Raw genomic sequence first — 12790 nt, 5'->3', positions numbered from 1 at the left:
CCTGAATCTGAATAGATGCAGGCTTTTAAATAAACTTTAATTCTTTTGGATTAAACCAGGTCGTTTTCTAGCAAATATTCAGCGATCTGAACAGCATTGGTAGCCGCACCTTTTCTCAAGTTATCTGCAACGATCCACATATTTAACGTATTTGGTTGAGAATAATCTCTCCTAATTCTTCCTACGAAAACATCATCCTTACCTTCAGCATAGATAGGCATTGGGTAGGTATTCACGGCAGGATTATCCTGTACCGTAACGCCAGGGAATTCGCTTAGCAGTTTTCTGACTTCTGCCTCATCAAAATCCTGGCTGAATTCAATATTCACAGATTCTGAATGTCCTCCAACCACTGGGATTCTTATCGCGGTAGCGGTCACTTTTACAGAATCGTCTCCAAGGATCTTTTTAGTTTCATTGCTTAGTTTCATTTCCTCTTTCGTGTAACCATTATCCTGGAAAACATCACAATGCGGCAATGCGTTTTTATGAATTGGATATGGATACGCCATCTCCCCTTTTTCTCCGGAATATTCATTTTCCAGCTGTTGTACTGCTTTCACTCCGGTTCCTGTGATAGACTGGTATGTTGAAACAACCACTCGCTTGATATTATATTTATCATGAAGTGGTTTTAAAGCCATTAAAAGCTGTATAGTTGAACAGTTAGGATTCGCGATGATCTTATCTGCTTTTGTAAGTAAGCCAGCATTGATCTCAGGAATCACCAGCTTATTTTCCGGGTTCATTCTCCAGGCAGAAGAATTATCGATCACCGTAGTACCCGCCGCGGAAAATTTTGGCGCCCATTCCAGGGAAGTGTCTCCACCTGCAGAAAAAATGGCGATTTCCGGTTTTATACTCACCGCTTCTTCCAATCCTACCACTTCAAATTCCTTCTCTCCGAATTTCACTTTTTTACCCACAGATCTTTCAGAGGCTACAGGAATTAATTCTGTAAGTGGAAAATTTCTTTCTTCCAGGACTTTTAGCATTACGCCTCCTACCATTCCGGTGGCTCCAACAACAGCTACTTTCATATTAATGGCTATTTTTTAAAATTTTGAATGCAAAGGTATTAGTTGCATATAAACCTAATGGATTTAAAACCAAAAAATTGTTCTGGTTTTAAAAATTTGTACGCATTTCCCGATTTTGTTAAAAAAAGACCCCCGGTTGTTCCGGGGGTTTATAGTTAAAATAAGTAGTGTAGCGGTAAGCGTACTTCTTTATGGGTTCTGTTTTCTTAATTCGTCTCTAATTTCAGTAAGCAAAATCTCTTCTTTGGTTGGACCTGCCGGAGCTGCTGCCTCTTCTTTTTTCTTTGTCTTTTCGTAGGCTCTTAAAAATAGAAATATGAACAGACCTACCAAAATAAAGTAAATGATAGCCTGGATCAGATTTCCGTAGGTAATTACCGCGGCATTTGCTTCCTGAGCCGCTTCAAGACTGGCATAACTTTCACCATCCAGCGATATGAATTTCTGGGTGAAATCTACTCCTCCGGTCAACAAACCTATTATCGGCATAAAAACATCTGCAACAACAGAAGAAATTACTTTATTGAAAGCAGCTCCAATGATAACCGCAGTGGCCAGGGCAACAATATCCTTTTTTAAAAGGAATGCTTTAAAATCTGAATAAAAGCTCATACTTAAGTATTAGTAGTTAGTTGAGCCTAATTTATAGAAAAATTTCTAATGGAAATAATTTAATGTTATTCCGGAATGATCTTTCTGGTTACCCGGCGTTGAATTCCGGTGATCAGTTCATAGGAAATCGTGCCTCCAGCTTCAGCAAATTTTACCGGATGCTGAGGTCCGCCGAAAACGATTACTTCGTCCCCTTCCTCACAAGCTATCCCGGTGACATCTATCATAATTATATCCATGCATACGTTCCCCACGATAGGAGCATATTTGCCATTTACGTAAACTCCGGCTTTCTGTTTTCCGTAAATCCGGTTAATCCCGTCTGCATGGCCAACTGGTAGCGTTGCAATTTTTGAAGGTTTTTCAACTTTAAAAACTCTGTTATAGCCTACCGTAGCGCCCTTATCAAGTTTTCTGATTTGGGAAATAATGGTTTTTAATTTGCTCACAGGTTTTAAATATGGGTCTACCGTTTCATCGTTGCCGTAACCATAAAGTCCGATTCCTGTTCTCACCATGCTAAAGGCAGCTTTTGGATAATTTATTACCCCGGAAGTATTGCAAATATGCAAAAGCGGTTCATGATCAAGATCTTTAATGATCTCCCAACTCATTTTTCTGAAGAGATCTATCTGGCCAACCGTAAAATCTCTTTCCTGCCAGTCTTCGCTTGCAGCAAGATGAGAAAAGACTGAAGCGATCTTTAGTGTGGGAGTATTTGAAATAAGTTCTTTTACTATTTCAATTTCCGGCTGATCAAAACCTAACCTATTCAAACCCGTGTTCAATTTAATATGAACAGGATAATTTTTCTGATTAAGCTTTTCTGCGGTCGAAATAAAAGACCTTAAAATCTTTTCACTATAGAGATTTGGTTCCAGACAATTCTCGATGATCTCTTCAAAGTGAGTGAATTGTGGATGAAGAACAAGAATGGGTTTCGTAATACCATTTTCTCTCAACCGGATCCCTTCTTCAACATAGGCCACGGCAAAATAATCGGTTCCAAGTTCTTCCAGTTTTTGAGCAATGGCTACAGAATCACTTCCGTAAGCATGAGCTTTTACGACCGACATGAACTTCACATCCTTGTCTATCTTAGACCTTAAAAATCGATAATTATGCGCCAGGTTTCCCAGATTGATCTCCAGAACGGTTTCTTTGGCTTCAGGCATTTTCTTCTTTGGGTTTTTGATTCAACTCTTCGGCATCTTTCACATCCAGTTTCTTAACCCTCTCACGAAGCATTGCTTTGTAATAAGCTCCACGGCTTAATGGTTCATATTCCTCATTTTCACCAAGAAATACAAGGTCGTCATTTATCGCTTTACGATAGCTGAACTGCGCCAGGTTACCGGTTCTGGTACATACCGCATGAACTTTGGTAACATATTCTGCGGTCGCCATAAGGTTAGGCATGGGACCAAAAGGATTTCCCTTGAAATCCATGTCAAGTCCTGCAACTATCACTCGAACCCCTTGATTGGCAAGGTCATTACAAACAGTCACGATCTCATCATCAAAAAACTGCGCTTCATCAATTCCCACAACATCACATCCATCTGCCAGAATACGAATATTCGAGGCTGAAGGAACCGGAGTAGATCTAATTTCATTGGAATCGTGAGACACCACCATTTCTTCATCATAGCGGGTGTCTATAGCAGGTTTGAAGATCTCTACATTCTGTTTTGCAAATTTTGCTCGCTTCAGTCTGCGTATCAACTCTTCTGTTTTTCCTGAAAACATAGAGCCGCAAATAACTTCAATCCAGCCAAATTGCTCTTCGTGATTTACTGTATTTTCGAGAAACATTTTGTATTTTTCAAATCGAAACGGGGAAATACCTCTTTCGCATAAAGGTGGAACAAATTTATTAAAAATACAACCCTGTCTAAGGGTGAATCATTAAAGTTATGAAAAAGAAAATCGAAGCAGATCTTGTTCGAATTGCTGAAAAGATTATCAATGAAAAAGGTAAACTGGATGCAGAACAATTAAAGGAAATGACGAAGGATCTTTATGAAAAACTTACTGTATTAGCTTTCACTGAAAAACATCTCAACACAGAGGATAAACCTTCAAAACCTGTTCAGGTAGAAGAACCTCTACCTAAGGCGCCGCAACCACCATCTTATGATGAATTTTATCCTGATGGAACCGAATATAATGAAGATTATGAGGCCATTACAGAGCCAAATACTGAGAAAATAAAGGACATTGTAGCACAAATGCCGCCGGAAACAGAAAAGGTGGATCATATGATGAACAGCATCAATGCTGCTCCTGAAAAACCAAAACCTGCTCAGCCAGAGCAGGAAAAAAGAGATTTCAGAAATATTGGAGTAGACTATGATAATTTACCGGATTTTGAACCGGTGAATCACGTGGAAAAGAATAATAAACCAAGATCCTTGAACGATCGTTTGAAGAAAGGGATCAATATTGGTTTAAATGAACGACTAGCTTATATCAAACATCTATTCGATGGAAATACCGCCGATTACAATCGCGTTCTTTCCCAGCTAAATACTTTCACCAGCCTTGAAGAAGCTACGAAATTCATAGAAAAAGTGGTGAAGCCAGATTACAATCATTGGGAAGGAAAGGAAAACTACGAAGAGCGATTTATGGCTCATATCGAAAATAAATTCAGCAAATAGGAATAACTGATTTATGGGAAAACTATTTCTGGTTCCAACACCTATTGGAAACCTGGAAGATATTACCTTCAGAGCCATCAGGGTTTTAAAGGAAGCAGATCTTATTCTTGCTGAAGACACCAGGACCAGTGGTAAGCTTTTAAAACATTTCGAGATCCAGACGCAGATGTTCAGTCATCATATGCATAATGAGCATAAAACGGTAGACAGTATCGTCTCCAGGATCAAATCTGGTGAAACTATTGCTCTTATCAGCGATGCAGGAACTCCGGCCATTTCCGACCCGGGATTTCTGCTTACACGAGCATGTGTGGAAGCTGGAATAGAAGTAGATTGTCTTCCGGGGGCTACCGCATTTGTTCCGGCCCTGGTAAACAGTGGACTTCCAAATGATAAATTTGTTTTTGAAGGTTTTCTTCCGGTTAAGAAAGGAAGACAGACCAGGCTGAAGTTTCTGGCTGAAGAAACCAGAACGATGGTTTTATATGAATCTCCTCACAAACTGATAAAAACTCTTGGAAATTTTGTGGAATATTTTGGAGAAAATCGAAGGGTATCTGTATCCAGGGAGATCACTAAAATGCATGAAGAAACAGTTCGCGGTACTGCGCAGGAAGTCTTTCAGCATTTTACAGATAATCCTCCCAAAGGGGAGATTGTGATAGTGGTAGAAGGAAAATCTTAATCTCTTTGAAAGATCTAATCCGGGAAATAAAACAATGCAAACTTTGTAAAGATCATCTGCCGTTAGGAGCAAACCCTATAATTGAAGCAAATCAAAATTCCAAAATTGTATTAATTAGTCAGGCGCCGGGAAGAGTGGTTCATGAATCTGGAGTTGCCTGGAAAGATCAGAGTGGTAAAAAGCTTAGGGAATGGCTTGGAGTAGACGAGGATACATTTTATAAGGTAGATAATTTTGCAATTCTACCCATGGGTTTCTGTTATCCCGGAAAAGCTAAGACTGGCGACCTGCCACCAAGAAAAGAATGCGCTCCACTTTGGCATAATCCCGTCTGGGACCAAATGAAAAACGTGAAATTAAAGATCATTATTGGATCTTATGCGGCAGACTATTATTTGGGAAAACAGCGGAATCTCACCCAGAAAGTTCAGAATTATAAAGAGTATCTTCCTGAGTTCTGGACCTTACCACATCCATCGCCCGTGAACAGGTTCTGGCGAATGAAAAATCCATGGTTTGAGAAAGAGGTAGTTCCAGAATTACAGGTTAAAATTCGGGATATATTAAGCTGAATAATTAAATTCCGGTAACTTGTTTTTTGCTAATTTCGGCATCAATTCTTTATATATTTTATGCTATGCGCTGGACCTTGAAACCCAAACCCGACCCTATTACCGTTAATGCTCTCGCAGACAGGTTAGGTGTGGGAATTCCGGTAGCGAAACTTCTTGTTCAAAGAGGGATCACCAGTTTTGAGGAAGCCAGAAAATTTTTTAGACCAGATCTAAAAGACCTTCACGATCCTTTCCTGATGAAGGATATGGATAAAGCCGTAGACAGGATCGAGCAGGCTATGGCGAATGGTGAAAACATCATGGTTTATGGAGATTACGATGTAGATGGTACTACAAGTGTGGCGCTGATGTCATCATTTTTGAAATTCCGCTATCCAAATGTGACTACTTATATTCCAGATCGTTATGAAGAAGGTTATGGTGTATCTTACCAGGGAATAGATTATGCAGAGGATAACGATATCCACTTGATCATCGCTCTGGATTGTGGAATAAAGGCGATTGAAAAAGTTGCATATGCAAAGAAAAAGGGTATCGATTTTGTGATCTGTGACCATCACCGTCCCGGCTCTGAAATTCCAGATGCAATTGCCGTTCTGGATCCAAAAAGAGTAGATTGTACTTATCCTTATGATGAACTTTGCGGATGCGGAGTCGGTTTTAAGCTAATTCAGGCGATCACCCGAAAAAACAATGAGCCGGAAGAAACTCTTCTGCCATATTTGGATCTCGTTGCTACCGCGATAGGGGCCGATATTGTTCCAATAACTGGTGAAAACAGAATACTTGCCTATCATGGTTTGCACGTAATTAACGTCGCTCCTAGAAAAGGGATCAGCAGTTTGCTGGGGGATCGCAAGAATGTGAGTATTACCGATGTTGTTTTTATAGTTGCGCCACGTATTAATGCCGCGGGAAGGATGAAACACGGCTTACATGCGGTAAATCTATTAACCGAAGAAGATGAAACGATTTCAGGGCAATATGCCGAAGAGATCGAAGCGTATAATACAGATAGAAGAAGTGCCGACAAAACAATTACTGAAGAGGCCAAACAGCAGATTATTCAGCAAAATGAGGAAGAAAGATTAACTACCGTAGTTTACGATGAAAACTGGCATAAGGGAGTGATCGGGATCGTTGCCAGCCGACTGACAGAAACATGGTACAGGCCTACGTTAGTTTTTACAAAAAGTGGAGAAAAACTGGCTGCTTCTGCAAGATCTGTGAAAGGTTTCGACGTTTACGAGGCTCTGGAAGGTTGTAAAGAATACATAGAACAATTTGGCGGACATAAATATGCTGCCGGTCTCACATTGCTGGAATCTGAATATCTCAATTTCAAGCAGAAGTTTGAAGAAGTGGTTTCAGAAACTATTGATCGGTCTTTACTCACCCCAGAAATTAGTATCGACGCTGAAATACAGCTGAAAGATATTACGCCAAAATTCTACCGGATCCTGAAACAATTCGCGCCATTCGGCCCTGGAAATATGTCGCCGGTTTTCATTAGTAAAGGTTTGACAGATACAGGATTTGGTAAATGCGTTGGCGAGGATAAAACGCATTTAAAGTGTCAGGTTAGGCAGGAGGAAATGGGACCCACATTTGGTGTTATTGGCTTTAATCTTGGTTCTAAATTGAAGATCATCGAACAAGGAAGAAAGTTTGACGCGGTCTATAGTCTTGATGAAAATACTTGGAATGGTAATACGAAGATCCAGTTGAAACTGAAAGATATCAGGGAAAGCGTTTAAGAATTAAGCTTTTTCAAGCTAAGCTTTTCTCCATCAAATTCTGCATAGGTATAATGACTAATCCAGTCTCCGGTATTGATATAGGTTGATTTGCCATTGAGATCTATTTCCAGTGGTAAATGTCTATGCCCGAAAAGGAAATAATCGTAATGTTTGCTTTCCAGTTTTCTTCTGCAGTATTGAATCAGCCATTCTTTATCTTCTCCCAGAAACTCCATATCTTCTTCTCCGGAAATAGCTTTGTTCTTAACCGAAAAGTATTGAGCAAGTGGAACTCCAAGATCTGGATGCAACCATTTGTAGAGCCACTTAGAAAGCGGGTTGGTGAAAACTTTCTTCATCCGTTTATAACCTTTATCTCCGGGACCAAGGCCGTCTCCATGACCGACTAGAAAAATTTTATTATTGAATTCAAACTCCTTTGGTTTATGGTAAACAGGAATATTCAACTCCTCTTCAAAATAATTATTCATCCATAGGTCGTGGTTCCCTACAAAGAAATAAACGGGAATACCACTGTCTTTAATTTCGGCAAGTTTCCCCAGGGTTCGAACAAATCCTTTTGGAACCACATGTTTGTATTCAAACCAGAAGTCGAAAAGATCACCAAGTAAAAAGATAGCCGCAGCGTCATCCTTGATCTTGTCAAGCCATTTAACAAAAACAGCTTCTCTTTCACGGCTTTCCTGCATGGTTGGAGCGCCGAGATGATTATCGCTTGAAAAGTAGATCTTTTTACCTTGAGGGATATTCATAAATGATTTATTGGAGGTAAAGATATAGAAATCTGGATTGTTGTTTAAAAGTCATCCTAAACTTGTTTCAGGATCAATAATATGAGTGCTGAATTCCTTTAGATTGATTTATTAAAATGCGCAAGGGATAGTAGCGGTGAGTTCCTGAATTTTCGAGGGAGCATAAGCGAAAAGCCCTACCCAGAAGAGTTGCGCCCTAATTATTATCACTCGCATACCACTCGGCAAAAGAGGTCTCGGTTTCCTGTAGTTTTAGAGAGTGCAGACTGATATGAGAAGGCAGATGTTTTTTGATCTTTTCAGCAAAATCTATCACCATATTTTCGCTGGTTGGCTGGTAGTTAACCAGGATTACATGATGCCCGCGATCTTTTAATTCTTTGGCTAGCTCCACATGTGGGGTATTCTTATTGAAAACCGTGGCATGGTCGAACTGGTCCACAATTTCAGATTTCACGATCTTCTTAAGATCTCCAAAATCTATCACCATCCCGAACTTAAAGTTATCGCTATCGGTGATTGGCTTACCAATTACAGTAACACTAAGCTTATAGCTATGCCCATGAACATTACGGCATTTTCCATCGTATCCATACAGTGCATGACCGGTTTCAAAAGAAAATTGTTTGGTGATTCTAATATTGCTCATTTCAGCATGTTTTGGTACAAAGATAATTGAATTTTAGTGTCTCAATTTTTAACGTTTAAGAATTTACTTTGTGAAGTATATTTGCGAAATTTTTCAAGTGATGCAAAATACAGATCAGGAACTTTATGAACAGATAGAATTTAAGGAAAACCCGCTATATGAAAGGATCATCGACGATCTTTTGGAAAAAAAATATAGTATTGTCGACGGATTTTTTGATCCCGCAGAGGTTGAAATTCTTAGAAATAACCTTCTAAGTAAATATGAAGAGGAAAATTTTAAGAAAGCGGCCATTGGAAATAAGACGAGCGAGGTAATCGCGCGTTCCATTCGTGGAGATTTTATTCTCTGGATCAATGAAGCAGAAAAAGGAGATGCGGAAGAAATTTATTTCAGAAAAATAAATTCTATGGTAGAATACCTGAACAGAACCTGTTTTATGGGTATTCTCACAAAAGAATTTCACTATGCCGTTTATCCTGAAGGAACTTTTTATAAGCGCCACCTGGATACTTTTCAGAATGATGGCAGAAGAAAACTTTCCATGGTTTGCTATCTGAACAAAGAGGATTGGAAGCCGGAAAATGGTGGAGAACTAGCTATTTATTTTGATGAGGACGGAAAGGAAAAACAAGTTGATATTTATCCATTTCCGGGTAGAGTAGTAATTTTTGAAAGCCAGGAACTGGAACACGAGGTGAAACCTGTGAAAGTCCCAAGATTGAGTATTACGGGCTGGTTAAAAACGAGATAATTAGTTCTTGAACCTTTTATAAACAAATAGTACAATTAGAATAATGGCCAAAATCAGCCAGAAGCCCATTCCACTTAAAAAGCTAAAAAATTCCCAGGTATCCTGATTCATTAATTCTTATATTTTCTAGAGTTTCTAACATTCCAGCGGTGACGGGCAAAGAAGAATAATGCCAATAATACCAGTATCGCTAGTAAATACCAGAAATTCTCGGTTATAAATTCCTGTATTGTCCAACCCCATTCCTGAACTTCACTAGGATCTTTATCTTTAGGTAAATGTTCCTGCATCATGGTTTGGTTTTTAAAGTGTTACGCATTACAATCGCTACAATTATTCCAACAACAAGCCCAACGATGAGGTAAATATTCTCCATAAGAAATTTACCAAGCTCATTAGACTTCAGAATATTAGTTGCTATATAAATAAAATCAAGCAAAAGCATTTACTTCTTGAATTTAGCAAGTGCGGTTTTTGTAAATTCTGAAAGCACTAATTCACCCGAAACCGCTGCTCTTTCATCCAGCAATTCTGGCCAGTGATCTGTATCTTTCCAGAGGATCTTTTTCATTTCTAAAAGTGCCTTTGGATTATATGAAGCCAGTTTCTCTGTGAAAATCTCTACTTCCTTATCCAGTTCCTTCAGGTCATCAAAAACTTTAGCATAAAGTCCTTTCTCCTTCGCCCAGTAAGCATTTTTCCATTCGTGAGCTGCAAGTGTCATTTCAGCAAGTCCGTCTACGCCAATTTTCCTTTCTACCGCCGGAGCAATAACGAACGGACCAATACCAATGCTAAGTTCTGAAAGCTTAACCGCGGCAGCTTCTGTGGCCATGGCATAATCACAGGCAGCAACAAGCCCAACTCCACCTCCAACAGTTTTACCCTGAACGCGACCAACGATCAGTTTTTTACAGTTGCGCATGGCGTTGATCACCTTGGCAAAACCGGAAAAGAATTTTTTACCAGTATCAAGGTCTTCAATTTCGATAAGTTCGTCAAAAGAGGCACCCGCACAAAAGGCTTTTTCACCTTCAGATTTCAATAAAATTAAATTTACTGAATCATCTTCAGATAATTTGTTGATTTCCTTTTCCAGTCTGTCTAAAAGTACAGAGGGAAAAGAATTGCTTGCAGGATGTCCAAATTCAAGGACAGCGATCTTGTTTTCAATATGGGTATATAAACTTCCGTTCTCGCGGCTGGTTGTCATAAATATTCTGTTTTCATCAAAGTTAATGATATTGCAGAAAAGCAACCTTCTACTTAACAGAATCTAAACTTCCTTATGCAGATATTTTCTTCGGAAATAAATAACCAGCGTGCTACTTCTTATGAGCATCCATACGAAAAAGGCGATCCAGATACCATATAATTTTAAACCAAAATGATCTGAAATGAGCAGTGTAGGCGTGAAGCCGAGAAAGGTTGCTACCAATAAAACGTTCCGTAGGTATTTTGCTTCGCCCAGGCCTTTAAAAATTCCATCAAACATAAAGGCAATGGCATTGACAGGCTGCATTAAGAGTACGATCCAGAAAACTGATGAGAAAAGTGCCAGAACGCTAGCTTCTTTATTAAATAATAAGCCAATTTGCTCATAAAATATGGCACAGAGTGCCATCAATATCAACGCGATAAAAACAGCATATTTGCTGATCTTTTTACTGAGTTCCCAAAGGTTCTTATAATCCATAGCTCCAAGTAATTTCCCACCGATAGCATTTCCAGCATTAGCATAACCGTCTATGAAGAAACTGAAGAACAACCAGATATTCATCAAAATACTTTGGGCAGCTATATAGTTCTTGCCATAATCTGTGGCATATGCATTCGCGAGATAAATAGCGAAATTTAGTGCTGCGGTTCTAATAAAGAGATTGGCAGCCATTAGGAGCAGGCCTTTCATCCGCGGATTAATATTAAAACTCAGTTTAAGGTGAAAAGGAGTTTTCCTAAAAAAGAACCAGAAAGCCATGACAAGCATGGTTCCTTGAGCGGCAAGGCTGGCGTACGCGGCACCTTTAAGGTGCATAGGTGGAATAAATCCGTCAATGCCATAAACCAGCAGATAATCCAGTGCAATATTTACTGCAGCCCCGGTGAGACTGCATTTCATTGCCCATAGCGTATTTTGTAAACCTCTAAAGACTCCAAAAATCGCAAATGTCACGAGCGTCAGAGGGTATCCCAATGCCCTGATCTGATAATAATCTTCTGAATATCTAAGAATTAATCCTTCAGCGTTATAAGCACTGAAAATACCTTTAGCGAAGTATGCCGTTGTAGCATAAATAAGCAGGCTAAAAAGAAAATTGAAAAATATAGCTTGCGGAATGAGCGTTTTTACAGCATGCAGTCTATTGGCTCCTAAATGCTGGGAAACAATGGCAGAAATGGCTGTTTTCGTCTGAGCTACAATCCATATGATTGCCGAAAGGAATGATCCAACAATTCCAGCCGCAGCAAGGGCTTCAATTGAATTGTTCTCAACATTACCGATTACAGCGATATCGGTAAGGGAGATCAGTGGTTCTGCAATTCCTGCGATGATAGCCGGAATGGCGATCTTATTGATATTTCTAAAACTTACTGAATTTTCCAAGGGCGACTGTACTGAAAAGCAAATATAGAATGCACTAGCTTAAATAAGCAATTCGTAGCAATAAAATGGTGACTCGCTTTGTTTTGGAAAATAAATTTCACCCAATCTCTGGTAGCCGCGCACTTCATAAAATTTCTGATTTCTTTTATTTTCACTGAAGGTATCCAGCCGAATGGATTCAAAATTATTTACCCGGGCATAATCCTCAGCAAAATCCATTAATTTCTGAGCATGGCCTTTGCCCCAAAAATTTGGATGTGTTGCCAGGCGATGTATATAAATATTATTGTTCGATTTGCTCAGCCATGTGATAGGAATATATTCTTCATCCATAACATCAGTAATCACTATGATCCCAATAATCTCATCTTTAAATTCTATTACGTACAATTCTTCACGTTCAATATCCTTTGAAAGTTTCTCTAGAGAAGGATAATGCTCGTTCCATTGATAAATTCCCCTGGCTATCATCGCATCAGCACAGGCCTCTGTTAGGTTCTTGATCTCGGGAAGTTCAGTAATTACAGCCTTTCTTATCATTTTCAACCCAAAAAATAAACATTTCTATATTTCACAAATTTTGCTACATTTGCTCCAAGCCGGGGGATTAGCTCAGCTGGCTAGAGCGTTTGGCTGGCAGCCAAAAGGTCATCGGTTCGACTCCGATATTCTCCACAAAAAAACCACTGTTTTTG

General features: G+C 39.3%; 16 protein-coding genes and 1 tRNA gene. 6 read left to right on the top strand and 11 right to left on the bottom strand.

Features of this window, described 5'->3' with window-relative positions:
• Positions 1-50: 50 nt before the first annotated feature.
• From AC2S94_RS04545 to AC2S94_RS04530, 4 genes are all read right to left on the bottom strand, one after another.
• Positions 51-1040 carry an aspartate-semialdehyde dehydrogenase gene (locus tag AC2S94_RS04545; RefSeq protein ID WP_484630327.1) on the bottom strand — a complete coding sequence of 330 codons (990 nt, stop codon included), beginning with the start codon at positions 1038-1040 and terminating at the stop codon, positions 51-53.
• A gap of 189 nt (positions 1041-1229) precedes the next feature.
• Positions 1230-1652 (bottom strand): large conductance mechanosensitive channel protein MscL, encoded by a 423-nt coding sequence (gene mscL / locus AC2S94_RS04540; RefSeq protein WP_484630326.1) that lies wholly within the window; start codon positions 1650-1652, stop codon positions 1230-1232.
• Positions 1653-1717: 65 nt separating this feature from the next.
• Entirely contained in the window at positions 1718-2827 is a 1110-nt protein-coding gene (gene alr / locus AC2S94_RS04535; RefSeq protein WP_484630325.1) for an alanine racemase, read from the bottom strand.
• Complete coding sequence (locus AC2S94_RS04530) at positions 2820-3467, bottom strand: thymidine kinase (RefSeq protein ID WP_484630324.1); 648 nt, start codon at positions 3465-3467, stop codon at positions 2820-2822. Before AC2S94_RS04530 ends, alr begins: the two co-directional genes overlap by 8 nt.
• Positions 3468-3568: 101 nt before the next feature.
• Between AC2S94_RS04530 and AC2S94_RS04525 the strand changes: the two genes are divergently transcribed.
• The 4 genes from AC2S94_RS04525 to recJ all read left to right on the top strand — a co-directional run bounded on the left by AC2S94_RS04525 (position 3569) and on the right by recJ (position 7332).
• Complete coding sequence (locus tag AC2S94_RS04525; RefSeq protein WP_484630323.1) at positions 3569-4315, top strand: hypothetical protein; 747 nt, start codon at positions 3569-3571, stop codon at positions 4313-4315.
• 13 nt (positions 4316-4328) lie between these two features.
• The gene (rsmI, locus tag AC2S94_RS04520; RefSeq protein WP_484630322.1) at positions 4329-5000 is read left to right on the top strand and encodes a 16S rRNA (cytidine(1402)-2'-O)-methyltransferase; all 672 of its coding nucleotides are present in this window, start codon (positions 4329-4331) and stop codon (positions 4998-5000) included.
• A gap of 5 nt (positions 5001-5005) precedes the next feature.
• Positions 5006-5572, top strand: a complete 567-nt coding sequence (locus AC2S94_RS04515; protein ID WP_484630321.1) for a uracil-DNA glycosylase family protein — start codon at positions 5006-5008, stop codon at positions 5570-5572.
• A gap of 65 nt (positions 5573-5637) precedes the next feature.
• On the top strand, positions 5638-7332 hold the full coding sequence (gene recJ, locus AC2S94_RS04510) for a single-stranded-DNA-specific exonuclease RecJ (RefSeq protein ID WP_484630320.1): 1695 nt from the start codon (positions 5638-5640) through the stop codon (positions 7330-7332).
• On the opposite strand, the gene AC2S94_RS04505 is transcribed toward recJ, so the two are convergent.
• Positions 7329-8087, bottom strand: a complete 759-nt coding sequence (locus AC2S94_RS04505) for a UDP-2,3-diacylglucosamine diphosphatase (protein ID WP_484630319.1) — start codon at positions 8085-8087, stop codon at positions 7329-7331. The genes recJ and AC2S94_RS04505 overlap by 4 nt on opposite strands.
• A 196-nt stretch (positions 8088-8283) precedes the next feature.
• A complete protein-coding gene (locus tag AC2S94_RS04500) occupies positions 8284-8736 on the bottom strand; it encodes a 6-pyruvoyl trahydropterin synthase family protein (RefSeq protein WP_484630318.1) in 453 nt (150 codons plus the stop codon).
• Positions 8737-8836: 100 nt separating this feature from the next.
• On the opposite strand from AC2S94_RS04500, the gene AC2S94_RS04495 reads away from it, so the two are divergent.
• Positions 8837-9490, top strand: coding sequence for a 2OG-Fe(II) oxygenase (locus tag AC2S94_RS04495; RefSeq protein ID WP_484630317.1), 654 nt, complete (start codon positions 8837-8839; stop codon positions 9488-9490).
• A gap of 110 nt (positions 9491-9600) precedes the next feature.
• Here AC2S94_RS04495 and AC2S94_RS04490 read toward each other — a convergent pair whose 3' ends face one another.
• From AC2S94_RS04490 to AC2S94_RS04470, 5 genes are all read right to left on the bottom strand, one after another.
• Entirely contained in the window at positions 9601-9783 is a 183-nt protein-coding gene (locus tag AC2S94_RS04490) for a hypothetical protein (RefSeq protein WP_484630316.1), read from the bottom strand.
• On the bottom strand, positions 9780-9935 hold the full coding sequence (locus AC2S94_RS04485) for a hypothetical protein (RefSeq protein ID WP_484630315.1): 156 nt from the start codon (positions 9933-9935) through the stop codon (positions 9780-9782). The genes AC2S94_RS04490 and AC2S94_RS04485 overlap by 4 nt, the downstream gene beginning before the upstream one ends.
• Complete coding sequence (locus AC2S94_RS04480; RefSeq protein ID WP_484630314.1) at positions 9936-10703, bottom strand: enoyl-CoA hydratase/isomerase family protein; 768 nt, start codon at positions 10701-10703, stop codon at positions 9936-9938. It abuts the gene before it with no gap.
• 63 nt (positions 10704-10766) lie between these two features.
• Entirely contained in the window at positions 10767-12095 is a 1329-nt protein-coding gene (locus AC2S94_RS04475; RefSeq protein WP_484630313.1) for an MATE family efflux transporter, read from the bottom strand.
• A 39-nt stretch (positions 12096-12134) separates the two neighbouring features.
• Entirely contained in the window at positions 12135-12635 is a 501-nt protein-coding gene (locus AC2S94_RS04470) for a GNAT family N-acetyltransferase (RefSeq protein ID WP_484630312.1), read from the bottom strand.
• Positions 12636-12696: 61 nt separating this feature from the next.
• Here AC2S94_RS04470 and AC2S94_RS04465 point away from each other — a divergent pair.
• Positions 12697-12770, top strand: a tRNA-Ala gene (locus AC2S94_RS04465).
• Positions 12771-12790 lie beyond the last annotated feature (20 nt).

It is taken from the genome of Christiangramia pacifica, from assembly GCF_057221535.1.
The sequence above is the reverse complement of the archived record's forward strand: the minus strand, read 5'-3'. Positions and strand labels throughout refer to the sequence as shown.

Bases quoted from the DNA above. Each gene is read 5' to 3' on its own strand.
- AC2S94_RS04545 (WP_484630327.1), bottom strand. From the start codon at position 1,040: ATGAAAGTAGCTGTTGTTGGAGCCACCGGAATGGTAGGAGGCGTAATG.
- mscL (WP_484630326.1), bottom strand. From the start codon at position 1,652: ATGAGCTTTTATTCAGATTTTAAAGCATTCCTTTTAAAAAAGGATATT.
- alr (WP_484630325.1), bottom strand. From the start codon at position 2,827: ATGCCTGAAGCCAAAGAAACCGTTCTGGAGATCAATCTGGGAAACCTG.
- AC2S94_RS04530 (WP_484630324.1), bottom strand. From the start codon at position 3,467: ATGTTTCTCGAAAATACAGTAAATCACGAAGAGCAATTTGGCTGGATT.
- AC2S94_RS04525 (WP_484630323.1), top strand. From the start codon at position 3,569: ATGAAAAAGAAAATCGAAGCAGATCTTGTTCGAATTGCTGAAAAGATT.
- rsmI (WP_484630322.1), top strand. From the start codon at position 4,329: ATGGGAAAACTATTTCTGGTTCCAACACCTATTGGAAACCTGGAAGAT.
- recJ (WP_484630320.1), top strand. From the start codon at position 5,638: ATGCGCTGGACCTTGAAACCCAAACCCGACCCTATTACCGTTAATGCT.
- AC2S94_RS04505 (WP_484630319.1), bottom strand. From the start codon at position 8,087: ATGAATATCCCTCAAGGTAAAAAGATCTACTTTTCAAGCGATAATCAT.
- AC2S94_RS04500 (WP_484630318.1), bottom strand. From the start codon at position 8,736: ATGAGCAATATTAGAATCACCAAACAATTTTCTTTTGAAACCGGTCAT.
- AC2S94_RS04495 (WP_484630317.1), top strand. From the start codon at position 8,837: ATGCAAAATACAGATCAGGAACTTTATGAACAGATAGAATTTAAGGAA.
- AC2S94_RS04490 (WP_484630316.1), bottom strand. From the start codon at position 9,783: ATGATGCAGGAACATTTACCTAAAGATAAAGATCCTAGTGAAGTTCAG.
- AC2S94_RS04485 (WP_484630315.1), bottom strand. From the start codon at position 9,935: ATGCTTTTGCTTGATTTTATTTATATAGCAACTAATATTCTGAAGTCT.
- AC2S94_RS04480 (WP_484630314.1), bottom strand. From the start codon at position 10,703: ATGACAACCAGCCGCGAGAACGGAAGTTTATATACCCATATTGAAAAC.
- AC2S94_RS04470 (WP_484630312.1), bottom strand. From the start codon at position 12,635: ATGATAAGAAAGGCTGTAATTACTGAACTTCCCGAGATCAAGAACCTA.